The organism is Candidatus Dadabacteria bacterium, assembly GCA_026705445.1.
Classification (GTDB): domain Bacteria; phylum Desulfobacterota_D; class UBA1144; order Nemesobacterales; family Nemesobacteraceae; genus Nemesobacter.
In genome coordinates, this window is record JAPPAR010000011.1 from 133,275 (window position 1) to 157,483 (window position 24,209).

The window sequence follows — 24,209 nt, forward strand, 5'->3', positions numbered from 1 at the left end:
CTTTTATCCGTGACGGGGCAGTCCGATGAAATCATTATGGCCTTGGCTATCGGGGAGGCCGAGCGGGCCGCTTCAGAAGGTGAGGTTCCGGTAGGGGCGGTCATAGTTGATGGGGGAGGCACCGTAATTTCAGCCGCCCACAACCTGAGGGAATCAGCTTCGGACGCTACCGCCCACGCCGAAATTCTGGCTATACGCCGTGCGTGCGAAGTTATCGGAAACTGGAGACTTTCCGGCACTTCTATCTACGTTACCCTTGAGCCCTGCGCCATGTGCATGGGAGCCATAATCAACGCGAGAATAGACAGGGTCGTGTTCGGCGCTCCCGATCCCAAGGGCGGGGCGCTTGTAAGCAACTTCGGAATCGGTGCGGGAGGGGAACTCAATCACCGCGTGGAATTCTCGGGGGGAGTCTGCGGTGAGCGGTGTGCCCGCATTCTTGAGGATTTTTTCAAAACGCTTCGGGATTCCTGAACTCAGGCCTGAGGGCTAACGACGATTTTTTTCGAGTTACCCTTGCTTGGAACCGTCTCGTATTTTATGTCCTCTTGCTTCTTGAGTTCTATGTAGGCCATTTTCCTTTCGTAGGATGAAAGCCGCTCGATTGAGTGAGAATTTCCGCTTTCTTTTACTTTCTGCACGGTCTCCGCAACTTTTCTCGGCACATCGGTATCCTTTTTCTTTCCGTCGTGCCCGCCGATGTTTATGGCGACTCTCTTGTTTTTCCCCTCGTTGCTGTTTCTCGAAGCTATTTTTCCCACTATGTACTCAAGGGACTTTATTACTTCCCCGTTTCTTCCTATGAGGAATTTCTTGTCTTTAACGGGCCAGACTTCGAGTATTATCCTGTTTTCAGTCTCTTCGGCCTTTACGCTCTGCGGGGCTGGAAACAGAAAACCCAGGAGGGTCTCAAGAGTTTTTTTTGCCCGAAACGCCTTTTCGCTCAATCCGCCAGTTTTTATTTCCACCCTCACTATGGCGTTTTTGCTTCCTATGCCCAGAACCCCCTTGGAGTCTTCTCTTATAACTTCGATTTCCACTTCGTCTTTTGAGACTCCGAGTTCCTCGCAGGCGTTCACTACGGCTTCGGAAATTGTTTTCCCTTCTTTTTCTATTGCGATGGCCATTGTTTTATTGTTATCCTCCTTCCGGATCCGGGACCTGTCGATTGATGTATAGTTGCTGACCGACGGAGAGAATGTTACTTACGGTCCAGTAAAGTATAAGACCGGAAGGCAGACCCCAGAACATTACGGTAAAAATTATAGGCATAAACTGCATGAGCTTCATCTGCAGTTCCATCGTCTCGCTTCCCGGAGCACTCATGGGTGTGAGTCTCTGCGAGAAAAACCACGAGACACCCATCAAAAGGGGCAGCACCCGAAAAGGTATCCCCATCACGTCAAACAGATGTTCGGGCTGGGAGAGATCGTTTACCCAGAGAAACGAGCTGTGTCTTAGATCTATCGAATACAAAAGCGCGAAATAAAGAGCTATGAAAACGGGAAGCTGTATGAGCAGCGGAAGGCATCCTCCGAGGCTGCTGAGCGGGTTTATGTTGTTGCTTGTGTAAAGCTTCATCATTTCTGCTTGCTGTGTCGATTTGTCGTCCTTGTATTTTTCCTTGAGAGCGTCGATTTCAGGTTTCAGACTCTTCATTTTGTTCTGTATGGCTTTCATGGATTTCATGCTTTTCACGGTAAGGGGGAAGAATATCACCCTGAGAGCAATCGTAAGCACTATTATGGAGATTCCGTAGTTGCTGAAAAAGTCGTTGACGAACTTAAGCAGCACGACGGCGATCTTGGTAAGCACTCCCGCATAGCCGTAGTCAATAGATTTCTCAAGGTTGTACCCGGCTTCCTTGAGGTCCGGTTCATTTTTCGGACCGAAATACGATTTCCACCCGACCTTGTAGCTTTTCCCAGATGCTATTTTCTGCTCCGGATAGGAAAAACTTGCCCCGGCAAGACCTTTCTCATCAAGGGGCTGCAGATAGACTCCCCGGTCTCCCCCTATTTCCGGCAGAAATGCGCTGAGAAAGTACTTGTCGCCGAAACCGAGCCAGTTCGTTTCTCCATTGTACGCCTTGGTTTCCTTAAAGGGTTTCTTTGTCCGCTTGACCTCGCCGCCGACCATTGAGATAAACTCGTAGAGACTGCTTGAACCGCTCTCGTATACCGTATTTTCCCAGCCGACGTAGACTTTCTGGCTTATCTGTCCACGCGTTCCGTTGAGTATTTCGAGGTTCTCCCTGATAAAGTATTTCCCGGGGTAAAAGGAGATGGTTTTACGTACCGCAAGCCCATCGGGTTTTCTCCAGACCAGATTGACGTCAAGCCCCTCGGGACCCACTACCAAATCCGTGCCTCCCTTGTAGGAAAACGGGATAAGTTCCGGCATTTTTTTGTTTCTGACTCTAAGTACGGTGTCAAACGATTTTTTCTCTTCATCTATTACCGCGACAGGTACCGAGTCCGTATTGACCGTCTTGTTATATTCCAGAAGCTCCCAGCCGGCAATTTTTCCTCCGAGGGTATCTATCTCGGCAACATAAAGGTCGGATCTGACTTTTATGATCTTGGAAGCGTAGGAAGATTTTATCGGTTCAAATTCCGCGGAAAGTTCCTGCGGGGAGCCTGTTTCTCCGGAAAGATCCCCTGCAGTGGCGGGAGCCGATGCGGGCCGATCTGTTTTTGCGGGCTGCTTTTCCTCGGGGGCTTTCGCGAAAAACGCCGAGTAGGCGACGATTACCAATACCGATAGTACCAGAAATAGAATGTAGTTTCTCTTGATGTCGCTGTTCATGTGTCGTTTCTTAGAGCTTTATTGAGGATGTGGGGCGCTATCGTGATTTTCGCGAGGCACCTGTGAGACTGCTCCCGTTTTCTGTGCGTGGTTCTGGCATGTAGCAGGAAACCAAAGAGTAAAAAATTATGGAAGCAATGATACACGATAAGCTCCGATAGCAACAGACAGTTTTTATCCCGCTTTTCGTGAATCCCGAAAATCTGATTTTCACCGCCCTCCCCGCGGCGTTGCGGATTCTGTCATCGATTGAAGGTCGACTCCGCTGTTGTTATACTATGGGACAGGGAAATTCCATGCTCTCAGGTATAACGTCTTCAGATAGTATAAAATGGGCCGTGTTCACGGTTTTTCTACTGTTTTTCGCCTTGTTCCGCTTACCGGCAGATCCGGCCTTGGCCCAGGGTTTTTACTTTGGAGGGGCGGTCGGCGTTGAGTACGCCGACGTGGACTACGGGAAATCAATAACCCTCAACCCTCCCGATGCCGCATCCGTGACAAACCGGGATGGCGATTCCGGCCAGGGGGTGATAAGTTCCTTCAAGGCCGTTTTGGGGCATCGCTGGAACCTCTCAGGCGGCCTTTATTTTTCAGGGGAAATCGACTTGGCTCTCAGGCCTGACAGTCCAATAAAGGGTTCAATAGAGGGCACCACGACTCCTGGAAACCCCGACAGCGACGTGTTTCCCGGCAACTGGTCCCTCAACAAGAACCGCGATGCGGGATTCAGCGTCAAACTCGGTTACTCTTCCGGGGAAGCGGGTTTTTTGGGCGGTTCGGTCTATGCGCTCGCCGGAGTGAGGCGTCTTGACGTAGAGATTGAAACCACTGCCACAGGTGTGCTGTCGGACGGTCAGACGTTTATTGATTCCAAGGCCCGCAGGGATTTTTCCGTGACGCCATGGGTTTTCGGTGGCGGTATAGAAATCGGCAACGAAAAGAGCCGGCTTGACCTGAGGACGACCTATTCAAGATATGACTTAAGCCACGAAAGCCCAAGCGGAACGGAACTCGTCCCGTCGGTGGTCGGTTTAGAATTCGAAGTTTCCGAGTGGGCAGTCCACCTCGGCTACACGTGGTCACCCGGATTCGGGCTGGGCCTCTGAAATTCTGCAACTGTCCGGACCCCTGTTTGCCTGGCCAGCGTCATATCCTGTCCTGCAATAAATGAACGCGCTTTCCCGAAACCGATTCACTTCTTACCCTCATCACTTTTCTTTGCTACGGGATCGTATCCCCCGGCGCTCAGGGGATGACATCGCAGTATTCTCCTTATGGTCATCCAGGTTCCCGCCACGGCTCCGTGTTCTCTAAGCGCTTCGATTGAATACGCCGAGCAGCTGGGGTGAAACCTGCAGGTGGAGGGAAGCAGGGGAGAAACTGTCTTCTGGTAGAGCTTTACCAGAAAAACGAGGAACTTGACCGGGAGTTTTTCTTTCATTTGAGGCTGTCTGCGAGTTTCCTTATTTCCGAGCGGAGTTCAGAGAATTTCTTGCCCGACACGTCGTTTTTTATTATGAATACAACGTCATTTGAGCAAAACTCCGGCTTGTTTTTTCTGAAAACCTCCCTCAGCACCCTTTTCATCCTGTTTCTCCTGACGGCGCTTGCCGACGCTTTTTTGCCCACGGACACTCCCAGGCGGGGAAACCCGAGTGAGTTGGGCTTTGCGTAGAGTATGAAGTTTTTCGAGTGGGTTTTAGTGCCTTCTGAGAGTATGTTGCGAAAATCGCGGGATGCTTTTACTTTGAATTTTGCGGGAAACGAGCTGTCTTGCTCGAACGCTACTTTTTCCATCTCCCAACCGTGAGAACGTATCTTCCCTTGGCAGTTCTTCTCTTGAGTACGCTCCTGCCTCCCCTCGTGCTCAGTCTTGCGCGGAAGCCGTGTGTTCTGAGCCTCTTTTTTACGTGCGGTTGATAAGTCCTTTTCATAGTGGGGGGTCAGAATAACACGTAAGGATTTGAAGGTCAAGCTCAGAAATTCCCGGCGTGCGTACGACACTCGAGGTTTCACAGCAGATTGACAATAAACGAGTTCTTGTAAATAATTGATACCCATCAAATTAAACGGTTTTTGAGATTCTTCGTCCATTATGATCCTTGAAGGCGTAAAACTCATGGTCATTGGTATGACCATAGTATTTGTTTTCCTCCTTGTCCTGATGCTGAGCGTTATGCTGTCCGCGAAGCTTTTTAAAGACAGCGACGCGCGTGCGCCCTCGGATTCCGGGGCGTCCAAAAAATCCAGAAAGGACGTCATTCCGGTCATAGCCGCAGCAGTTGCAGCCTACAGGGCGAAGCATGCCGGCGACGGCTAGATTTTGAAAGCCTCAGGATCTTACTTATGAAGAAAATCTTGTTTCAGGATACATCCTTTCGCGACGGGTTTCAGTCCGTTTTCGGTGCGAGGGTGCTTACAGAAGACTTCATCCCTGCGGTCGAAGCCGCCAGGGAAGCCGGAGTAACCCACTTCGAAGCTGGCGGCGGAGCCAGGTTCCAGAGCCTGTTTCTTTACTGCGGGGAATCCGCTTTTGATATGATGGACCGCTTCCGCGAGGCGGCGGGGCCGGATGCCAACCTGCAGACGCTTGCAAGGGGAATCAATGTTGTTGCCCTCTCCCAGCAGCCCAAGGACATGATAGATCTTCACGCGAGGATGTTCAAAAAGCACGGCATAACTCACATAAGGAACTTTGACGCCTTAAACGACGTAAGAAATCTTGAGTACTCGGGTCAGTGCATAAAAAACGCGGGTCTGCACCACCAGGCCGTTGTGACGCTCATGGAGCTTCCTCCGGGCTGCAAAGGAGCCCACGACGTAGACTTTTATATAGACAGATTGAGAAAAATACTCGATTCAGGGCTTCCCTATGATTCCATATGCTTCAAGGACGCTTCGGGAACCTCGAATCCCCAGAAGATTTACGAGACCCTGAAGGCCGCGAGGGAGCTTGTAGGAGAAAATGTAATCCTCTGGGTGCACACCCATGAGACGGCCGCCCAGGGAGTCAATCAGTACATGGCCGCCATAAACGGCGGGTGCGACGGGATCTGCGTCGCCAGAGCCCCCGTTTCAGGAGGAACTTCCCAGCCCGACCTTATATCCATGTGGAACGCCCTTAAGGGGACGGAATACACCTTGGATGTGGACATAAACAAGGTTCTCGAGGCAAATTCCGTGTTTAAGGAATGCATGTCCGGCTACTATTTTCCTCCTGAAGCTCTTCGGGTTTCTTCCGAAGTTCTCCTCTCTCCGATGCCCGGCGGAGCGCTTACCGCAAACACCATGATGATGAGAGACACGGGCACCCTCGATCTCTACCCGCAGGTGATCGAGGCTATGAGCGAATGTGTTGCGAAGGGAGGATTCGGGACATCGGTTACCCCGGTTTCCCAGTTCTATTTCCAGCAGGCCTACGCAAACGTCACTCAGGGGACCTGGAAAAAGATCACCGACGGTTACGGGAACATGGTGCTCGGCTACTTCGGACGCACGCCAGTCGAGCCGGATCCCGAAGTCGTGGCGATAGCGGAAGAGCAGATGGGCAAGCCCCGCTTTGAAGGCGACCCGCTCGACATACTCGAGCCCGGCATTCCAAAGGCAACCGAGATTCTCGAAAAAGAAGGACTTCCCGTCACCGATGAGAACATATTCATAGTCGGAGCGCTTCAGACCCAGGGCGGAAACAAGGGCCTTGACTTCCTCAAGGGGAATTTCAGCGTCAACGTAAGAAAAGACAAGCCTGAAGAGCAGCCTCAGCAGACACGCGGTCTCGGCACGAGCACAGCGTCTAAGGTTTCCGGCACCGGGGAGAACTTCGTGATTACGGTTGACGGGAGGAACTATAACGTAACCGTGAAGGAAGGAAGCTCGGAGGTTGCTTCGGTAACTGAAGCTCCCGCGCCTAAGGCATCCTCCGCGATGGACGAGGATTCTCCCGATGTTGTTGCCGTTACGGCGAGCGTGCCCGGCAACATTTACAGGGTGCTGGTCGGCACTGGGGAGAAGATAAAGGAGAATCAGACGCTGATCATGCTTGAAGCCATGAAGATGGAAACTCCTGTTGCCTCTCCGTGCGACGGGGAAGTGGTGTCCATCGAAGTTGAACAGGGACAGGTCGTCGAAGCCGGTCAGCTTATTCTGACCATCCTTCCCTCTTGAGAACATGAGAAATTTCATACTTGTTTTCGCAGTTCTTGCGTTTTCCCTCGGGATGTTTGCGGGTGTCCCGGACTGTCTTGGTGAAACGGTGAACGGGGGGACTGCAGCCGCGGAGCAGACCGGGGAGCTTGCGTCTTTTTCCCAGCTTCTGAAAAACGTGGCTACCAGTACAGGCATCTACGGGTTTATCCATGGCAACGCAATTTCCTGGGTTAACGGGTTCGGGATGTTTCTGATGATCCTGGTAGGATTTCTTCTTCTCTACCTGGGGATTGCGAAGAAATTCGAACCTCTTCTCCTGGTTACCATAGCTTTCGGGTGCATACTGGCCAACATTCCGCTTGCGGGGATAAACGAGCCCGGCGGGGTGCTTTACTACGTGTATGATGTCGGCATAAAGACCGGTATTTTCCCTCTTCTGATATTCATGGGAGTGGGGGCGCTTACCGATTTCGGCCCGCTTCTGGCCAACCCGAAGACAGTTCTTCTGGGAGGCGCTGCGCAGTTCGGCATTTTCTCGACATTGCTCGGCGCGCTTGTACTTGCCCAGTACGTGCCCGGGATCGATTTTTCCCTAAAAGACGCGGCGTCGATAGGAATAATAGGGTCAGCGGACGGACCGACCTCTATTTACATTTCTTCGCAGCTCTCCCCCAGGCTTCTCGGTGCGGTCTCGGTCGCCGCGTATTCCTACATGGCTCTCGTGCCGATAATCCAGCCCCCGATAATGAAAGCTCTCACGTCCCCTGAAGAGAGAAAAATAAGGATGAGCCAGCTTCGTCCGGTGGCGAAAAGAGAAAAAATAATGTTTCCGCTGATTGCTCTTACCCTCTGCCTCCTTTTTCTTCCGTCCGCGGCGCCTCTGATAGGATTTTTCGCTTTCGGGAACCTGATGAGGGAGTGCGGGGTGGTCGACCGGCTCTCGGATACGACGAGAAACGCGCTTATCAACATAGTTACGATATTTCTCGGCCTCGGAGTCGGCTCGCAGCTTCTGGCCTCCGAGTTTCTCTCCCTTGAGACTCTTGGAATACTTCTTCTGGGGATCGTTGCCTTCTGCATAGGCACGGCCTCCGGGATTTTAATGGCCAAGCTTATGAATGTTCTCTCAGAAACCAAGGTCAATCCCCTGATCGGTTCGGCGGGGGTTTCGGCGGTTCCGATGGCTGCTCGCGTCTCTCAGGATATGGGGGCCAGGGAAGATCCCCAGAACGTGCTTCTGATGCATGCCATGGGTCCTAACGTGGCCGGGGTTGTGGGTTCGGCCGTAGCGGCAGGAGTGCTGCTTGCGGTTTTCCAGTAATTTCTGATCTGCTACAAAGGATGTTTTTGCGGAATCTTCTATGAGATTTAAAGGACGCTCGGCGATTATTACAGGAGGGGGAACCGGAATCGGGGAGGCAACTGCGCTTTTGCTGGCGCGAAACGGAGCCAGGGTTCTGATTGCCGGAAGAAGGGAAGAGAAGCTGAAAGAACTGTGTGACAGGGCGGAGGAAGAGGGGCTTTCTATAGAATACAAGGTCTGTGACGTTTCAGTCGAGAGCGACTGCGCGGCCACCGTGGAGACCGCTTTTCGCGAGCACGGAAAGGTTGACATTCTTTTTAACAACGCCGGCATAATTTTTTCCTGCCCCCTTCACGAAGTCGAGACCCCAAGGTTCCAGGAGATATTCGATATAAACGTGAAGGGAGCATTCATGATGTGCAAATACGCTATTCCTCACATGATCTCTGCGGGCAGGGGCTTTATCGTCAACAACTCTTCTGTTGTCGGGTTAAAGGGTTTCGCGGGACTTTCGGCCTACTCGGCCTCTAAGGGGGCCCTTGTTCAGTTAACAAGAAGCATGGCCCTTGAGTACGCGGACAAGGGACTCAGGATAAACGCTGTCTGTCCCGGCGGGGTCTGGACTCCGATGTTTGACTCCTATCTTGAGAGAGCAGAAGATGCCGAGGCGGCCCAGGCTTTCATGGAGTCTCTTCACCCCATGGGGCGGCTGGCCGACCCCTACGAAATAGCTGAAGCGGTTCTGTTTCTCTGCGATGACAAGGTCATGTTCAACACGGGCTCAATGCTTTCAGTCGACGGCGGTGTTATAGCCAAGTAATCACTTGGTACCGTCCCCGAAAAACGTTCTTTCTGCTCCGGGTTTGTGTCTTTTCAGTTTCGGTTTTTTCCCTTGACGACTCCCAACAACTGATTAGAATAAGGATTAATTGAAAATTATTCTCATTTGATAATTCTCATGACAAAAGATTTTGAATGTGCTCAGGAATCGTATGCAAGGGAGATTCTGCGGGAAAATGGACTCAAGTCCACCGCCCAGCGCCTGGCCGTCGTTCATGTTCTTCACACGAGCGGAAAATCGCTTTCGGTCGGTGAAATACACGACGGGGTGAAGAATATGCTCGGCACGACGGGGCTTGCCACCATCTACAGGACCCTTGAGATGTTCGAGGATCTGGGCATCGTGAAGCGCCTTCATTTTCCCGACGGCAGTCGCGGTTACGCGTTCTCCCATGGCGAGCATGTTCATCATATGGTGTGCGTTGAGTGCAAGGGGGTTTTCGATTTTCCCGAGTGTCCGGTGGAGAGTTTTGATTACGCTTCGGTAAGAGAGCAGGGGTTTCGGGTAAAGGATCATTTCGTACAGCTTTTCGGCCAGTGCGTTAAGTGTGCGGAGGCGGCTTAACAATACGATGAACCAGATAAGAATTCAGAGACTCACCGATTACACTTCGATATCCCTTGCGGGCATCTGCGCCATCCACTGTTTTTTTACGCCGGTAGCTCTCATACTGTTCCCGGTCGTGGGTTCGACATTTGTGTTCGAAGAGATTTTTCACGAGATGATGCTTTTTCTGGTCATTCCAGCAAGCGTGATCGCCATGTTTCTCGGCTGCAGACGCCATAAGGATTTCAGCGTGATCATGCTGGGGGGCGTGGGACTCTATTTTCTCCTAGTCGGAGCTTTCGCCGCTACGGGCTACGTAGAATCGATTCTTACTCTTATCGGCGCTTTTATCATGATTTCCGGCCACCTGCGCAATTTCAGGCTTTGCAGGAAATACTGCTGCGACCACTGATTCCCAAACAAATTTAAAATTTTTTCTTGAAAACAGTTTTTTTTCGTGGATAATAACCATTCACTTTTTCGGGGGTTGCAATGGGAAAGTCGTTAAACAGAGTACTTGTCAAGATGAAAAGCACCGAGAGTCCTTACATCTATTACACGAAGAAAAACAAGATGAATACTCCGGACCGCCTTGAACTGAAAAAGTACGACCCGGTGATAAGAAAGCATGTCGTCTTTAAGGAGACCAAGTAGTCAGAGGATATACCCATGGCACGTCGTTGCGCTATAACAGGAAAAAAGCCCCTTTTCGGAAACAATGTCTCCCACGCGAACAACCACGTTAAAAGACGCCAGAATCCGAACCTGCACTGGAAGAGAATCTACGTTCCCGAGCTAGACAGGTACGTGAGGGTAAGGATTTCCGCCCGCGCGCTTAGAACGATCACCAAAAAAGGCCTCATGCCTTACCTGAGAGACGAGGGGCTTACCCTGAGAGACATCACCCGCTGATTTCTCAGTAATTTACCAGATACGAAATAACGAAAGGAAGAACCAGAAGTGAAACCGCCGTTCCGGCCACTATGATTGACGCGACCGTCCCGGAGTCCGTGCCGTATTTCTCCGCGAGCACGAAGTTAAAAACCGCGGGAGGCATTGCGCACTCAAGGATAACCACTTTCGCCTCCACTCCCTTAAGACCGAATATGTTTACAAACAGCGCTCCGAGAATTACGCCGAGAAATATTCTGGCGGAGCCGAAGAAAAAGGAAAGCCAGAGTCTTGAAATCTTCATCTCGGAGAGTTTGTATCCGAGGGAGAAGAGCATGGCGGGTATGGTGATATCCCCGAGAAGGGCTACGGGCCTCTCGATAACCACAGGGATCTGAATGCCGACCGAATTTATGATTATTCCGGCTACGGTGGCATATATAAGGGGAAGCCTGAATATCTCGCGCAAATGATTCCTCTCGGAGCCGAGAATCAGGATTCCCACCGTGTAGTGAAGCAGCATGGTCGAAACTACGCAGAGTATCGCGATGTTGAACCCGTACTGTCCGAATGCGAAAAGACAAAGGGGCAGACCCAGGTTTCCCGTGTTCGCAAAAACCACTGGGGGAAGATATACCCTCGAGTCAAGCCGAAGCGCTTTCGTGAGCGCCCCGCCGATTATTATGGTAGAGAAAACGACCGCCGATATCGAGAGAAACAGCTTCGCCGTCACAGACGGGTTCATCGTGAAATCCGAGAGAGACGAGATTATCAGACACGGCGTGGTCACGTAAACCACGAGATCGTTGATCGAGGATATGTCTATTTTTTTCGTTCTGCTGAAGAGAAACCCGGCAGCGATTACAAGAAACGCCGGCAGGACGATGTTTGCAAGTTCTGGGATGGAGGAAAGAGTCATGTTGTGCGTTTTTCCGCGAAGAAAACAGGCCGCACACTTCAGCCCGATGCGGCCCCATGGAGGGAGATCAGAATTTTACCACCGAAGCGCCCCAGGTAAAACCGGCTCCGAAAGCCGCGAACAGCACAAGGCTTCCTTCTCCAACATTTCCCTGGCGAACCGCCTCGTCAAGGGCTAGCGGAATGGATGCCCCTGAGGTATTCCCGTATTTGTCGAGGTTCGCGAACACTTTTTCCTCCGGGAAGTCAAGCCTTTTTCTAACGGCTTCAAGAATTCTGTAGTTCGCCTGGTGCGGGACGAAGAGATCAATGTCCTTGGGAGAGACGTTTGCCTTGGCGATGGCGTCCACGGTTACAGACTCCATGCTCTTGACCGCGACTTTGAAAACGTCGTTTCCTTTCATTTTTATGTACTGCTCTCTGCTCTTTAGCACTTCCTCGTCAATCGGCGTTCTCGAGCCTCCCGCCGGGACATAGAGAAGGTCCCAGTCGTTTCCGTCCGAACTGAGGATGGAGGAGAGAATTCCAGGTTCGTCCGAAGCGGTGAGAACCGCCGCGCCCGCCCCGTCACCGAAAAGTATGCAGGTTGAGCGATCCTCAAAGTCGGTGACTTTCGAGAGAACGTCCACTCCTATGGCGAGAATTTTCTCCGCGCCGCCCGACTTTATTATTCCCTCGGCGACGTGAAGTGCGTAGAGAAAGCCCGAGCAGCCGGCCATGAGATCGAATGCATAAGCTTTTTTCGCTCCGAGGCGGCTCTGGAGAATGCAGCCGGTTGAGGGAAAGATGAAATCCGGGGTTATGGTTCCGACTATGATCACGTCGAGCTGCTGCGGGCTTACGCCGGCCGCCCTCAGCGCTTTTTCGGCGGCTCCATAGGCAACATCGGAGGCGGCAGTGTTTTTATCCGCGATTCTCCGTTCCTTTATGCCAGTTCTGGATGTTATCCACTCATCGGAAGTATCGACCATCTTCTCCAGATCTGAATTGGAAAGTACGGCCTCGGGAACCGAAGAACCGGTTCCTATTATCTTGGCATAGTTCAACTCGGATTTTCTCTCCAAAGGGGTTAGCGCAATAATAGTTTAAAGCCCTGATTTTGTCAACCAGCCTGCGTGTGCGCGGTAACGATACTTTTAAGCGGCTCTATCTCCCCTTGGGTCATCTCCGCCGTGATCGCGCAATGCGCATCGTCGCAGAGAAAAATAAGGGAGAATACCCCGAGTCTTGCTAGGGTGGAGAGAAAAAAAACCTCTTCCGAAGACTCAGTGAGGAAAAAGTATTCGTACTTCAGTTTCAGGTTCTTGCCCGTCGTTATCCTTATTTCCATGGCGACTGAGGGAAATTCTTCTTTTTCAACCTCAAAAAACCGAGTTGATATTCCCCGGATATCACCAAGCACGGCGACTTTTTCCGGGCTTTCCTTGAAAATCATCACGCACTCTTCTCCCGTTGCGTGCGGTACGCAGCCGTAGAGAATCTGCGAGAGCGCTATCTGCAGTTCTGTATCCTGCTCAAGCGTGTCATATGTTGTTTGAGGCGTTGAAAAGATGCTTGACATATTGTTTCATGAATCAGTATCATTAAATGTAGGATTAAGGTTTTTGCGGACTCAGGTTCGTGGGCTTGGCATAGTAGTATAAAGAGTATCAGGAGGATAGATAGTCTCATGACAATACAAGGCAATGAGTTAGTGCTGTTAGCTATCGTAATTCTTATCATAGGGATAGTCCTTATGTTAAACGAAGGAGGAGGAGGTGGGCAGCAGGCTGCCGAACCACCCGCTCCGCCTGAACCCCAGGAGCCCCAGAGCGATGCGGATCCTTTTCAGTCCGCCCAGGGAGCGCCTCAGGAGGCTAGCGCCGCAGCTCCCGCAGCCCCCTCAGGAGATGCGGATCCCTTCCAGGCCCCGCAATAACCGAAAAAAGCCTGCAGATGGAAATGATTTTTCACGTTTAGAACCGGGCTTGCCCTCGGTCGTTGCGTGAGTATGTGTGGGTTGCACTCCCGGCAGTTCAGTGTTTTTGACCATGGGACTGTTTGTTATGTCGAATGGAAGTTTCTTCAGATTCCGATGCTGCCCCGCCTGAAGCGGACCTTTTTCAGGCTCCGAACTCTTAGCCGAGAAAGGTCTGAAGGTAGAAATGATTTTTCACGTTCAGCACTGAATTATCCTTCGGTCGTTGCGGGAATATATCGGAGTGTATTATCCCCGCCAGCAGTTCAATTCCGTCAACAACCCTTGGGGATGATCTGCTGAAGTAAGAGTTGGCGTCCACTATGTAGCAATGACCTTTTTTTACTGCGCGCAGAGCGTGCCACTGCCTTACCCCGCCGGTCACTTCCTCTATTCTGTCAAGCGTTTCCTCTATGTCGAATCCGCAGGGCATCAGGATCAGATAGTCAGGCGATGATTCGAGTATTTCATCCCAGGTTGTCTTGAACGAAGGTTCTCCCACCTTTGAGATCAGCGGTTCTCCTCCCGCTATCTTTACCATCTCCGGCACCCAGTGTCCTGCCGCGTAAGGAGGCTCAAGCCACTCAAGGCAGAAGACCCCGGGGCGGCATCTTTCATTTAGGAGTTTCTTCTCGACAGCCTCGATTCTTCTGTTAAGACTGTCTGCCAGGGTCGTGGCCCTCTCCGCGGTTCCGGTGATTTCTCCGAGAAGCAGAATAGAGTCTATTATTTCCCCTACGGTTGCAGGATCAAGAGAAATTATTTCGGGGCTGTTCTCAAGAACTTCGCATACCTCCGTCACCTCGTTTTCCGCCACGGCGCATACATCGCAAAGCCCCTGGGTTATGATAAGGTCCGGCTTTATCTCCCTGAGGCGCTCTGAGTCTATCAGGTATACGCTTTTTCCCTCGGCGCGGCTTCTGCTTATAACTTCGTCTATTTGAGCACTTGAGGGTTTTTCCTTCCCTTCGAGAACGCTGTTTACGACCACGGGTTTTCCGCGAACACCGGGCGGATAGTCGCATTCGTGGGTTACAGCAACCAGATCATCCTCAAGCCCGAGGGCAAACACTATCTCAGTTGAACTCGGAAGAAGCGAACATATTCTCATGGAGCTTATTATACAGTCTGCCGGAGCGTACTCCAGAACCGCTGTGAGGCAGTTGCTTAACTGAGTATGTCCATACAGGGCAAGGGATAGCTATCTATATGCCCGCTGAATGGGATTCTGCGGGGTTTAACGCTGGGTTTATCTGTCCGAATGGAGAGATTCCGGCTTGCAACGTGCCAGTGTACACGTACCGGGAAATTTGCAAACCGTTTTTTTCTGATGTAGAATAGCAAGCTAGAATCCGCAGTTTACCGAGATTTTTCCTTAAGATTCACGCGAGAGAGGGGGGGGGGTGAAATCATGAACAGCAAGGAATCTCAAAGAGGTTTTCAGCCAGTTAATGAGCCATCCTTGATTTCCCCAGGCAGAAAATTGGGGGGGGGTAGGCGCATGGGAAGACCGTTTACCGCCGTCCCGCTCTTCTGACCCATCCTGTCCGCATATCCTCAGGTGTTTTGCTTCCTGGTTACAGCATTTATTTCTTTGTTTGTTCTCGAGAGTGGGTGTCCGTCCTTACGCCTGCCGTCTGCGGCGCGGATTGTTTTCGGTCCTGCTCTCAATACCCGTTCTCGCCGGTTTCACGGGTGAGGCCCAGGCCCAGGTTTCGCCGGCAACCGTCACCCCCAACTTCGTCTGCCAGGGCGAGACAAAGGATCTGGCTATCAGTGGGACGGCCCCATTTTCAATTGTTAATTACAGTGTAGGTAGTAACTCAGCTGGTACCAGGGGAACCGATTGGAAGGCCCTGAATTCCGACGGAACTGAAAGAACCCAGAATAATATTATCAGGCTAACCGGGCTAAGCGGGACGTATAGCACAACCCTCCGAGTGCAGAATATTTCGGCAGACGGAACGATAACGCTGACAGCATTCAATGCCAGCACCATTACGATCTATTTCCGCTCTTCCACCCATGCCGATTGTGCCGCCACCGACGGCGTGACGGTTTCGGAGACTACGCTGGCCCTGACGGAACTTGGGACTTCAAGCACGATTAAGAAGACCTATACTATGAAGTTGGACACAGATCCGGGCGCCGACGTGACGATCACGGTGAGCAACGGTGACGCCACCGCGGTTGAAGTGGACACGGATTCCGGCATGGCGGGCAACCAGAACACGCTGACATTCACCCACGGCAATGCGGGCAACTGGGGCACCACGCAGACGGTCACTGTAAGGGCGCTTAACGACGGCGATGCGGCGAACGAGACGGTCACCCTCACCCACGCGGCAACGGTCACGAACACCAGCAACCCCTACCACGGGATCGCGATCAGCGACGTCACGGTTACCACCGCCGACGCCGGCCACGGCGTGATCGTGTCCGAGGTGAGTCTGTCGGTGGCGGAGAACGACGATACCGGAACCTACATGTTGAGGTTAAAGAGCCAACCCGGCGGCACGGTGACGATCACGGCGACATCAAGCATGACGTCGAAGGCCACGGTGAACGGCCCGTTCAGCTTCAATAACAGTAACTGGGACACCGACAAGACGGTGACGGTCACCGGCAAGGACGACGGTTCGTCCACGATCAGCCACCGGGTGACCGGTCCCACGGCGAACTACCCGACGAGCACGACCATCCCCTCGGTGTCGGTCACGGTGACCGCGGTTAACAACGTCCCGACGGTGGCCAATGCGATCCCGGACCAGACGGCGACGGTGGGCACGATGTTCAGCTACCAGTTCCCGACCAGTACCTTCAACGACGCGGATAACGATTCCCTTACCTACAGTGCGCTTAAATCAGACGGCAGTGCGCTTCCGACCTGGCTGACTTTCGCCCCGAACAACCGGACCTTCTCGGGCACGCCGCAGTCTACCGAAACGGTCTCTGTGAAGGTTACTGCCGATGACAGCAATGGCGGCAGTGTCAGCGACACCTTTGACATCGTGGTGTCGGCGGCGCCTACGCTCCCTGTCATCACCATTGCGCCGAAGTCAAACGCGGCGATAACGGAGGGCGGCAACGCGGTGTTTACAGTGACGGCGGACACGGCGCCGTCCTCAAACCTCGCGGTGAAGCTGACGGTGGAGGACGCGCCGAACTCGGATTTCGTGTCCTCGGCCAACGAGGGCACCGGCAAGACCGTCACCATCACCTCTGGGAGCACAACGGCGGACTTCACTGTGGCGACGGTGGGCGACTCGGCGGACGAGCCGAACGGTCCGGTGAAGGTGACGGTGACCAACGGCACCGACTACACCGTGGGCAGCCCGTCCTCAGCCTCTATCACGGTAAACGATAACGACGCGACCTCGGTTACCCTGACGGGCAACACGGACGCGGTGAACGAGGGGGCGACCAAGACCTTCACGGTCGCCATCGGTCGCGGCCTCTACAACGGCGAGAAGCTGGCGATCCCGCTGAGCTTCGCGGGCCAGGCGACGCGGGGCACAAGCGGCGACTACACGCTTGCCTGCGCGAGCACAACAGGCGTCACCTGCGCCAGCATGAACAGTGGCACGGCAACGGTGACCTTCACCGGGCCGAACACAGGCCAGTCCGCGACCAGCGTCACCATAACGCTTACGGCGCGCTCGGACGGTACGACGGAGAGCGGCGGCGAGACGGTTGATATCGGTCTCGGCTCGGTGACCGCAACCGGCACCACGGCGACGACTACGGACAGCTTCGGGCAGTTCACCATCAACGACCCGCCTGCTGCCCCGGTGGTGCAGTTCGCCGCCGCATCCTCGAACCCGGCGGAGAGTGCGGGGACGTCCAATGTGATGGTGAACCTCAACCCGGCTGCCCCAGTGGGCGGGCTGACGCTGACCTACAATGTCACCGGCACTGCGACAGCGGGCAGCGGAAATGACTTCACCATCCAGAGCTCGGGCACGCTGTCGGTCTCTGTTGGAGATACCACGGCAATGATTCCGGTAGTAATTAATGACGACAGTGTGGACGATGATGACGAGACGGTGGTGCTGACGCTCACCCCCGGCACGGGGTATACGCTGGGCTCTACGACTGTACACACGCTGACCATAGCTGACAATGACGACCCGCCTGCTACCCCGACCCTCTCGGTCAGTATCTCCCCCACCTCCGCGAACGAAGGTAACTCGGGCAGCGCTTACGCCACGGTGACCATCACCCTGAGCGAGTCGCGCAGCCAGACCACGGAGTTCAAGGCATGTCTTGGGGCGAGCAGCACGGCTACCCGCGGCGCTACGGCGGACTACCAGTTAGTGAACTTCGGTAACGACGACCCACTTTCGCTGACAAACGGGTGTCACGACTACACCATCAGTGCCACTAAGACGCAAAGCCAGGTGAGGCTGCTGATCCGGGGCGACACCGACGTTGAGTCGAACGAGACCATAGTGGTCGAACTCCGGGATCCGCCGCAAGGGGTGCTCATCTCCTCTACGGACGGCTCGGCGACCTACACGATTCTCAACGACGATACCGGCACGACGCCACCCACGACACCGGTTGTGCAGTTTGCCTCAAACTCATCGAGTTTCAATGAGAGTGCCGGCACGTCCAATATAAGGGTGAATCTAAATCCGGCGGCGCCTTCAGGCGGACTCACGCTTAGTTACACTGTTACCGGCAGCGCGACAGCGGGCAGCGATTATACCATCCAGAGCTCGGGCTCGGTATCGGTCCCCGCCAACGCGGCCAGCGTGAACATCCCGGTGGTCATCATCGACGACAACATGGACGAGAATAACGAGACGGTAATCCTGACGCTCACAGACAACGCCGACTACGACCTTGGCAGCACAACCATCCACACGCTGACCATCATTGACAATGACGATACACCAACAACTCCCTCTTCGGGTGGAGGAGGTGGCGGTTCTTCTCCCTCCTCAGCGCCAGTACCGGTAATAAACATAAGCGGAGGGGAAGGTGTAGATGAAGGAGAGACCCTTGTATTCACCATAAGAACTGAAACATCCGTAACCCAAGATACACAGGTAAAAATAACAGTAGAGCAGACAGGAGAGTACACGGAAACAGGAGAGAGAACGGTAACGATAAAGGCAGGGGATAAAGAAGCAGTCTATGAAGCAGCAACAACAGACGACAGCATAGATGAACAGGACGGAGAAGTAACGGTAACAGTACTCTCAGGCACAGGGTATGAAGTGGGTGAGGCAAGCAGCGTATCTTTAGAAGTAAGAGATAACGACCAAGCGGGTGTAAAGGTATCTGAAGTATCGGTAAAGGCCCACGTGGGAGGCAGCGTGAGTTACGGTGTTGCGCTTACCTCAGAGCCAATCTCTGAAGTAAGAATCAAACCAGTTCCAAACAACAGTAATGTAGTGAAAGCAAGTGAAGTACTGGTTTTCACAGAGAAGAACTGGAATGAAGAACAAAGAGTAACTCTGACAGGGTATGAGCATGGCAGTACAAAAATAGAGCATGAAGTAACCTCAGAAGACAGTATGTACGCAGCTCTTGAGCCTATGCCCGAAGTAGAGGTTGATGTGGAAGACACAGAGATGATAAGGGGAGCGGGACAGTGGCTTGGCAGGTTCGGCAGAACAGTTGCGGAGAGAGTGGTTGAAGCGGTGAGCACAAGGATGGAAGGCGGAAGAGAAGGAGGAGTAGAGATAGCGGGAGGGTATCCCGTTAAGAAAAGATCTGAAGGTATATGGGAAGAACAGGAGCAAAGAAGCACAGAAGTAGAAGATGTACTGCTTGGAAGTTTGTTTGAAGTTGGAAGAAGAGACTCTGCAGTGTTCTGGGCAAATGCACAAAGAAGCAGTTTTTCAGGAAACAACGCAAGTTTCACAGGAGATGGAGAGATAACAATGGGAATGGGAGGAGTTGACTGGGAGGGGGAGAGTTTCCTTTTGGGGATAATGATAATAAGAGCCAATGGAGATGGGGAGTACGGAAGCAATGAAGTGGAGAGCTATCTTACCGCAGCGGTTCCTTACGCCGGGGGCAGGATAACGGATAATCTCTCAGTGTGGGGAGCAGCGGGAGCGGGAGTGGGGGAGATGAGAGTGAAGACGGAAGGAAGTAGCAGATGGAGTACGGACATAGGGTGGAAGATGGCATCCGGGGGGATAAGGGGAGATATAGTAAAAAGAGAAAGACTCGGGCTTGCGCTTGTGTCTGATGTGCTCTGGGCAAGGAGTGAATCAGAAGATCTTATAGACGATGTAAGCGTAAGCAGGATAAGGGCGGGAGTGGAAGGTACGTGGAAAGCAAGACTGGGAGAGAATGCGTTATTCATACCAAGAGTGGAAGCAGGGATGAGAAGGGACGGGGGAGACGCAGAGAGAGGATTCGGAGCAGAGCTTGGCGGAGGAGTTAAGTTAACTCACACGGATATAGGATTAACGCTTGATATAGGTGGCAGGGGAGTTGTATCACATGAGGACGGAGGGTTCGAGAGCAGAGGAATATCAGCTTCACTTGAGTGGGAGAAGGAGATGGGAGGCAATGGACCATCTTTGGCACTGAGACAGCAGTGGGGAGAGCCTGAATCAGGAGGGATAGAGTCACTTTTTTATGACGGAGGATTTGAGGAAACCGAGATATCATCGTATGCAAGCAGATTAAGCGCGGAAGCGGAGTATGGATTTACGGGTGAAGGCATGAGGCAGTCTCCGTATGTGGATTACGGGCAGTGGGAAGAGGGAAGGGACTATGCATTGGGGTGGAGGGTATCTACGTTAAGCGAGGATGTGTCGGTTGACGTAAACGCGACCAGAAGGGAAAGCGAACAGACAGATACTGAGCATGGAGTCGGAGTAAGGCTTGATGTGCGGTGGTAGCTTAAAAACAGGCTTTCATTCTGCGGAGCAAAAGCCCCGGCAATGCAGATCTTAACTCTGTGTGGTTTCTCCGCGGGACTATATGGGAATTATTCTGGCGTCCCCGAGGGGATTTGAACCCCTGTTACCGGCGTGAAAGGCCGATGTTTTAGGCCTGACTAGACGACGGGGACGGCAAGAATTGAGCCGTACAGGATTCGAACCTGTGACCCTTAAAAGGCAGTTGCTCTACCAGCTGATCTAACGGCTGAGGGAATGGCAGCATTTCTTTTTTTGACGCTTCGGCGTGTAGAATAGTCTCCATGAAAATCGTGACAAGATTTGCCCCCAGTCCCACGGGCGCTCTTCATGTTGGAGCAGCGCGCACAGCCATTTTCAACTGGCTTTTCTCCGCGAGTCTCGGAGGAGATTTCCTGCTCAGAATCGAGGATACCGACCGGGCACGCTCAGAGGAGAAATTCGAGCGGCAGATCATTGAATCGCTTAAGTGGCTCGGCCTTGAGTGGCATGGGGAAATCATCCGGCAGTCAGAGCGCCTTGCCGATTACGCCCGGCTTGCCGAGCGGCTCATTGACGAGGACAAGGCGTACAGGTGCTACGTTACTGCCGAAGAGCTCGGGAGGAGAAGGGAAGAAGCCCGGGATAAAGGAGAGGTTTTCAGGTACAGAAAAGAGTGGTCGCATATCGGTGCGGCTCCCGGGAAACCTTACGTGGTAAGGTTTTCCGTAACTCCGGGAGAGAAGATTTCCGTTGATGACCTTGTCCGCGGCGGGATAGTTTTTGACTCTTCTGAAATAGAAGACTTCGTGATACTGAAAGCCGACGGATTTCCGACCTATAACTTCGCCGCGGCGGTTGATGACGCGCAGATGGATATATCTCACGTCATAAGAGGCGATGACCACATAATAAACGCCCCGAGACAGATACTGATAGCCGAGGCGCTCGGCTTCTCAAAGCCGAAGCTTGCCCATGTTCCTATGATACTCGGTGAGGACGGGAAAAAACTCTCAAAGCGCCATGGCGCGGAATCCGTTACGGAGTACCGACTGCGCGGATATCTCCCAGAAGCGGTGCTTAACTATCTGGTGAGGCTCGGCTGGTCTTTCGGGGATCAGGAGATATTCGCAAAACAGGAGCTTGTTGAAAAATTCAGCCTGAAAGGCATCGGAAAATCTCCCTCGGTGTTTGACCCCAAGAAATTTCTCTGGCTAAACGGAAAGTACTTAAGAGATCTCCCCGAAGAGAGCATATCGGAGAAAATAGTTCCTCTCATCACCCAAAAGGGTTTCCCCCGGCCGTCTTCAGAGCGACTTTGTAAAATAGTCGCGCAGATGCGGGAGCGCGCAGAGACTCTTAACGCAATAGTGGATCAGTCCCTTTACTTTTTCACCGATGATTTCGAGTACGACGAAAAGGCGGCGGAGAAGTTTCTGGTGGAGAGAAACAGTGAGATTTTCGGGCTCCTAGCGGAGGAGTTCTCCAGGGTGGAGGATTTTTCCCATGATAATATTCACGGGGGTTTCGAGCGCGTGATGCAGCGAACGGGCCTCGGGCTCGGGAAAATAGCTCAGCCTGCAAGGGTTGCGCTTACCGGCTCTACCAAGAGTCCCGGGATCTTTGATGTTGTAGAGATACTGGGCAAAGACACCGTAGCGCAGCGCCTGGAGAGGGCGATTGACTTTATAAACTCCCGCAGCGCCTGAAGATGAAAATATACGGGCTTACAGGAAATATAGGTTCGGGCAAATCGACTGTGGCGGGAATGTTGCGCGAGTTCGGGGCGTTCACAGTGGATGCCGACGAGGTGGCGAGGGAAATCGTGCGGCCCGGGGAGCCTGCGCTTTCGGAAATCGTTGACTGTTTCGGCCGGGAGGTTCTCTGCGCGGACGGGACGCTTGACCGCGCGGCTCTTGCCGAAATAGTGTTTGTAGACGAGGGGGAACGAAAGCGGCTCAACGACATAACCCATCCAAGGATTCTTGAGCGGATAAAGGAGAAGATATACGCCCGAGACGGCGAACCGATCGTGTTTGTCGAGGCGTCGCTTATAGACCGCGGAAGCGGCGGTCTTGATGAATTAATCGACGGTCTTGTGGTGGTTACGTGTCCCGAGGAATTGAGGGAGCGCAGGGTGGCTTCCCGTGACGGCATGTCGCCTGAGGAAATACGCAGCCGCGTGGCCTCCCAGATGCCAGAAGAGGAAAAGGCCGCTCAGGCCGATTTTCTCATAAAAAACTCCTCCGACACGCAGAGTCTGCGCGTCCGGGTCCATGCTCTGTTCGAGGCTCTCTGCGCCGCGGAACCTTGAAACGGCGCCTCTGCGTGTTATGATTCACTGATCCGTTTTTAACTGTGAATGGGTCTGGAGTACATCCGATGAAAGAAAAAGTCAGAATTCTTGAAGATAAGGAAAAAGAAGCAAATCTGGGCGGCGGGGAAGCCAGAATCAAAAAGCAGCATGACTCGGGCAAGTACACGGCCCGAGAACGAATAGCCGAACTTCTTGACAGGGATACCTTCGTTGAACTTGACAAGTTTGTCCTGCACGGCTGCACGGACTTCGGCATGGAGAAAAGGAGAATTCTCGGCGACGGCGTGGTTACGGGCTACGGAAAGATTGAAGGACGCCAGGTGTTTGTCTACGCTCAGGACTTTACGGTTTTCGGCGGTTCCCTGGGTCTTGAACAGGGAAACAAGATATGCAAGATAATGGATCTGGCTCTTTCAACCGGGGCGCCCATCATCGGGCTTAACGATTCCGGCGGGGCGAGAATCCAGGAAGGGGTAAAGAGTCTCGGCGCGTACGGAGAGATATTTCTTCGGAACGTGATCTCCTCGGGAGTCATACCTCAGATATCCGCGATCATGGGTCCGTGCGCCGGGGGAGCGGTTTACTCCCCGGTAATGAACGATTTTACGATCATGTCGAAAAACACAAGCTACATGTTCGTTACGGGTCCCGACGTGATAAAGACAGTTACCCATGAAGAGGTGTCCTCAGAAGAGCTCGGCGGCGCCATGGTTCACAATTCCGTAAGCGGCGTCGCGCATTTCGCCTCGGAGGATGACGACGATTCAATAGAGATAATAAAGGAACTCCTCGGTTTTCTTCCCTCAAACAACATGGAGGATCCTCCGGTGATCCCCTGCGATGACCCCCCGGACAGAAAAGAGACTAGCCTTCGCGGGCTTATCCCCGATAATCCCAACAAGCCTTATGACATACTGGATGTGATTCGGCCTATAGTCGATCATTCGTATTTTTTCGAGGTGCAGGAGCACTACGCGAAGAACATAGTGGTAGGGTTTGCGAGGATGAACGGACAGCCGGTCGGCGTGGTTGGAAATCAGCCCAAAGTGCTTGCGGGATGTCTTGATATAGACGCTTCGGTCAAGGCTGCCAGGTTCGCAAGGTTCTGCGACGCCTTCAATATCCCTCTGCTTACCTTTGTAGACGTGCCGGGTTTTCTCCCGGGAACCTCGCAGGAATGGGGAGGAATCATACGTCACGGCGCGAAACTGCTTTACGCATACTGCGAGGCGACGGTTCCGAGGATTACCGTGATAACCAGAAAAGCCTACGGAGGCGCTTACGACGTCATGTCCTCAAAACATATAAGAGGAGACGTGAACCTTGCCTATCCCACCGCGGAAATCGCGGTCATGGGGCCTGACGGGGCCGTGAACATAATCTCCCGGGGGGAGATAGCCGCCGCGGACGACCCGGACACGGAGAGAATCAGACTCATTGAGGAGTACAAGAAGAATTTCGCGAATCCTTACCGCGCCGCGAGCCTGGGTTATATAGACGAGGTCATAAAACCCGAGGACACGAGACCGAGAGTGATAGCGGCGCTTGAGATGCTTAACGGAAAAAGGCAGACGCTTCCGCCGAAAAAGCACGGAAACATTCCCCTCTGATCGGCC

Annotated in this window: 24 protein-coding genes and 1 tRNA gene; 15 read left to right on the forward strand and 10 right to left on the reverse strand. The window is 52.9% G+C overall.

The features are described 5' to 3' along the window. Nucleotides 1-9: 9 nt before the first annotated feature. On the forward strand, nucleotides 10-474 hold the full coding sequence (locus OXG75_02330; GenBank protein MCY3624828.1) for a nucleoside deaminase: 465 nt from the start codon (nucleotides 10-12) through the stop codon (nucleotides 472-474). A gap of 2 nt (nucleotides 475-476) precedes the next feature. On the opposite strand, the gene OXG75_02335 is transcribed toward OXG75_02330, so the two are convergent. Together OXG75_02335 and yidC are read right to left on the reverse strand one after the other, a co-directional pair. Next, nucleotides 477-1,127, reverse strand: coding sequence for a Jag N-terminal domain-containing protein (locus OXG75_02335; GenBank protein MCY3624829.1), 651 nt, complete (start codon nucleotides 1,125-1,127; stop codon nucleotides 477-479). A 10-nt stretch (nucleotides 1,128-1,137) separates the two neighbouring features. Continuing rightward, on the reverse strand, nucleotides 1,138-2,808 hold the full coding sequence (gene yidC, locus OXG75_02340) for a membrane protein insertase YidC (protein ID MCY3624830.1): 1,671 nt from the start codon (nucleotides 2,806-2,808) through the stop codon (nucleotides 1,138-1,140). 395 nt (nucleotides 2,809-3,203) lie between these two features. On the opposite strand from yidC, the gene OXG75_02345 reads away from it, so the two are divergent. Next, entirely contained in the window at nucleotides 3,204-3,914 is a 711-nt protein-coding gene (locus OXG75_02345; protein MCY3624831.1) for a hypothetical protein, read from the forward strand. A gap of 86 nt (nucleotides 3,915-4,000) precedes the next feature. Here the strand turns inward: OXG75_02345 and yidD are convergent, their stop codons facing one another. Genes yidD through rpmH form a run of 3 tightly spaced genes read right to left on the reverse strand, consistent with a single transcriptional unit; the run spans nucleotide 4,001 to nucleotide 4,742 of the window. After that, nucleotides 4,001-4,249, reverse strand: coding sequence for a membrane protein insertion efficiency factor YidD (yidD, locus tag OXG75_02350; GenBank protein ID MCY3624832.1), 249 nt, complete (start codon nucleotides 4,247-4,249; stop codon nucleotides 4,001-4,003). Next, nucleotides 4,246-4,605, reverse strand: a complete 360-nt coding sequence (gene rnpA, locus OXG75_02355; GenBank protein MCY3624833.1) for a ribonuclease P protein component — start codon at nucleotides 4,603-4,605, stop codon at nucleotides 4,246-4,248. The genes yidD and rnpA overlap by 4 nt, the downstream gene beginning before the upstream one ends. Then, on the reverse strand, nucleotides 4,593-4,742 hold the full coding sequence (rpmH, locus tag OXG75_02360; GenBank protein ID MCY3624834.1) for a 50S ribosomal protein L34: 150 nt from the start codon (nucleotides 4,740-4,742) through the stop codon (nucleotides 4,593-4,595). Before rpmH ends, rnpA begins: the two co-directional genes overlap by 13 nt. A 161-nt stretch (nucleotides 4,743-4,903) precedes the next feature. Here rpmH and OXG75_02365 point away from each other — a divergent pair, with 161 nt between their 5' ends. The 8 genes from OXG75_02365 to rpmB all read left to right on the forward strand — a co-directional run bounded on the left by OXG75_02365 (nucleotide 4,904) and on the right by rpmB (nucleotide 10,556). Continuing rightward, nucleotides 4,904-5,128, forward strand: coding sequence for an OadG family transporter subunit (locus OXG75_02365; protein MCY3624835.1), 225 nt, complete (start codon nucleotides 4,904-4,906; stop codon nucleotides 5,126-5,128). 26 nt (nucleotides 5,129-5,154) lie between these two features. Continuing rightward, nucleotides 5,155-6,972: a biotin/lipoyl-binding protein gene (locus tag OXG75_02370; protein ID MCY3624836.1), complete on the forward strand. Its 1,818-nt coding sequence runs from the start codon at nucleotides 5,155-5,157 to the stop codon at nucleotides 6,970-6,972. Between the two features lie 226 nt (nucleotides 6,973-7,198). Further along, complete coding sequence (locus tag OXG75_02375) at nucleotides 7,199-8,275, forward strand: sodium ion-translocating decarboxylase subunit beta (protein MCY3624837.1); 1,077 nt, start codon at nucleotides 7,199-7,201, stop codon at nucleotides 8,273-8,275. A gap of 40 nt (nucleotides 8,276-8,315) precedes the next feature. Then, nucleotides 8,316-9,077 carry an SDR family NAD(P)-dependent oxidoreductase gene (locus OXG75_02380; protein ID MCY3624838.1) on the forward strand — a complete coding sequence of 254 codons (762 nt, stop codon included), beginning with the start codon at nucleotides 8,316-8,318 and terminating at the stop codon, nucleotides 9,075-9,077. A 138-nt stretch (nucleotides 9,078-9,215) separates the two neighbouring features. After that, on the forward strand, nucleotides 9,216-9,662 hold the full coding sequence (locus OXG75_02385; protein ID MCY3624839.1) for a Fur family transcriptional regulator: 447 nt from the start codon (nucleotides 9,216-9,218) through the stop codon (nucleotides 9,660-9,662). A 7-nt stretch (nucleotides 9,663-9,669) separates the two neighbouring features. After that, a complete protein-coding gene (locus tag OXG75_02390) occupies nucleotides 9,670-10,056 on the forward strand; it encodes a MerC domain-containing protein (GenBank protein MCY3624840.1) in 387 nt (128 codons plus the stop codon). Nucleotides 10,057-10,136: 80 nt separating this feature from the next. Continuing rightward, complete coding sequence (gene rpmG / locus OXG75_02395; GenBank protein ID MCY3624841.1) at nucleotides 10,137-10,298, forward strand: 50S ribosomal protein L33; 162 nt, start codon at nucleotides 10,137-10,139, stop codon at nucleotides 10,296-10,298. A gap of 15 nt (nucleotides 10,299-10,313) precedes the next feature. Next, nucleotides 10,314-10,556 (forward strand): 50S ribosomal protein L28, encoded by a 243-nt coding sequence (gene rpmB, locus OXG75_02400; protein ID MCY3624842.1) that lies wholly within the window; start codon nucleotides 10,314-10,316, stop codon nucleotides 10,554-10,556. A 4-nt stretch (nucleotides 10,557-10,560) separates the two neighbouring features. Here rpmB and OXG75_02405 read toward each other — a convergent pair whose 3' ends face one another. The 3 genes from OXG75_02405 to OXG75_02415 all read right to left on the reverse strand — a co-directional run bounded on the left by OXG75_02405 (nucleotide 10,561) and on the right by OXG75_02415 (nucleotide 13,014). Next, the gene (locus OXG75_02405; protein ID MCY3624843.1) at nucleotides 10,561-11,454 is read right to left on the reverse strand and encodes an AEC family transporter; all 894 of its coding nucleotides are present in this window, start codon (nucleotides 11,452-11,454) and stop codon (nucleotides 10,561-10,563) included. 67 nt (nucleotides 11,455-11,521) lie between these two features. Further along, on the reverse strand, nucleotides 11,522-12,499 hold the full coding sequence (locus OXG75_02410; GenBank protein ID MCY3624844.1) for a ketoacyl-ACP synthase III: 978 nt from the start codon (nucleotides 12,497-12,499) through the stop codon (nucleotides 11,522-11,524). A gap of 56 nt (nucleotides 12,500-12,555) precedes the next feature. Further along, entirely contained in the window at nucleotides 12,556-13,014 is a 459-nt protein-coding gene (locus tag OXG75_02415) for a hypothetical protein (GenBank protein ID MCY3624845.1), read from the reverse strand. A 108-nt stretch (nucleotides 13,015-13,122) separates the two neighbouring features. Between OXG75_02415 and OXG75_02420 the strand changes: the two genes are divergently transcribed. Then, nucleotides 13,123-13,371, forward strand: coding sequence for a hypothetical protein (locus OXG75_02420; GenBank protein ID MCY3624846.1), 249 nt, complete (start codon nucleotides 13,123-13,125; stop codon nucleotides 13,369-13,371). Nucleotides 13,372-13,570: 199 nt separating this feature from the next. Here OXG75_02420 and OXG75_02425 read toward each other — a convergent pair whose 3' ends face one another. Next, nucleotides 13,571-14,521, reverse strand: a complete 951-nt coding sequence (locus OXG75_02425; protein ID MCY3624847.1) for a cobalamin-binding protein — start codon at nucleotides 14,519-14,521, stop codon at nucleotides 13,571-13,573. Nucleotides 14,522-15,059: 538 nt separating this feature from the next. On the opposite strand from OXG75_02425, the gene OXG75_02430 reads away from it, so the two are divergent. Next, on the forward strand, nucleotides 15,060-20,279 hold the full coding sequence (locus OXG75_02430; GenBank protein MCY3624848.1) for a putative Ig domain-containing protein: 5,220 nt from the start codon (nucleotides 15,060-15,062) through the stop codon (nucleotides 20,277-20,279). Between the two features lie 95 nt (nucleotides 20,280-20,374). On the opposite strand, the gene OXG75_02435 is transcribed toward OXG75_02430, so the two are convergent. Continuing rightward, nucleotides 20,375-20,452 (reverse strand) — tRNA-Glu (locus tag OXG75_02435). Nucleotides 20,453-20,581: 129 nt separating this feature from the next. Here OXG75_02435 and gltX point away from each other — a divergent pair. The 3 genes from gltX to OXG75_02450 all read left to right on the forward strand — a co-directional run bounded on the left by gltX (nucleotide 20,582) and on the right by OXG75_02450 (nucleotide 24,203). Continuing rightward, nucleotides 20,582-21,985: a glutamate--tRNA ligase gene (gltX, locus tag OXG75_02440; protein MCY3624849.1), complete on the forward strand. Its 1,404-nt coding sequence runs from the start codon at nucleotides 20,582-20,584 to the stop codon at nucleotides 21,983-21,985. Between the two features lie 2 nt (nucleotides 21,986-21,987). Then, complete coding sequence (gene coaE / locus OXG75_02445) at nucleotides 21,988-22,590, forward strand: dephospho-CoA kinase (protein MCY3624850.1); 603 nt, start codon at nucleotides 21,988-21,990, stop codon at nucleotides 22,588-22,590. 68 nt (nucleotides 22,591-22,658) lie between these two features. Beyond that, on the forward strand, nucleotides 22,659-24,203 hold the full coding sequence (locus OXG75_02450) for a methylmalonyl-CoA carboxyltransferase (protein ID MCY3624851.1): 1,545 nt from the start codon (nucleotides 22,659-22,661) through the stop codon (nucleotides 24,201-24,203). Nucleotides 24,204-24,209: the final 6 nt, after the last annotated feature.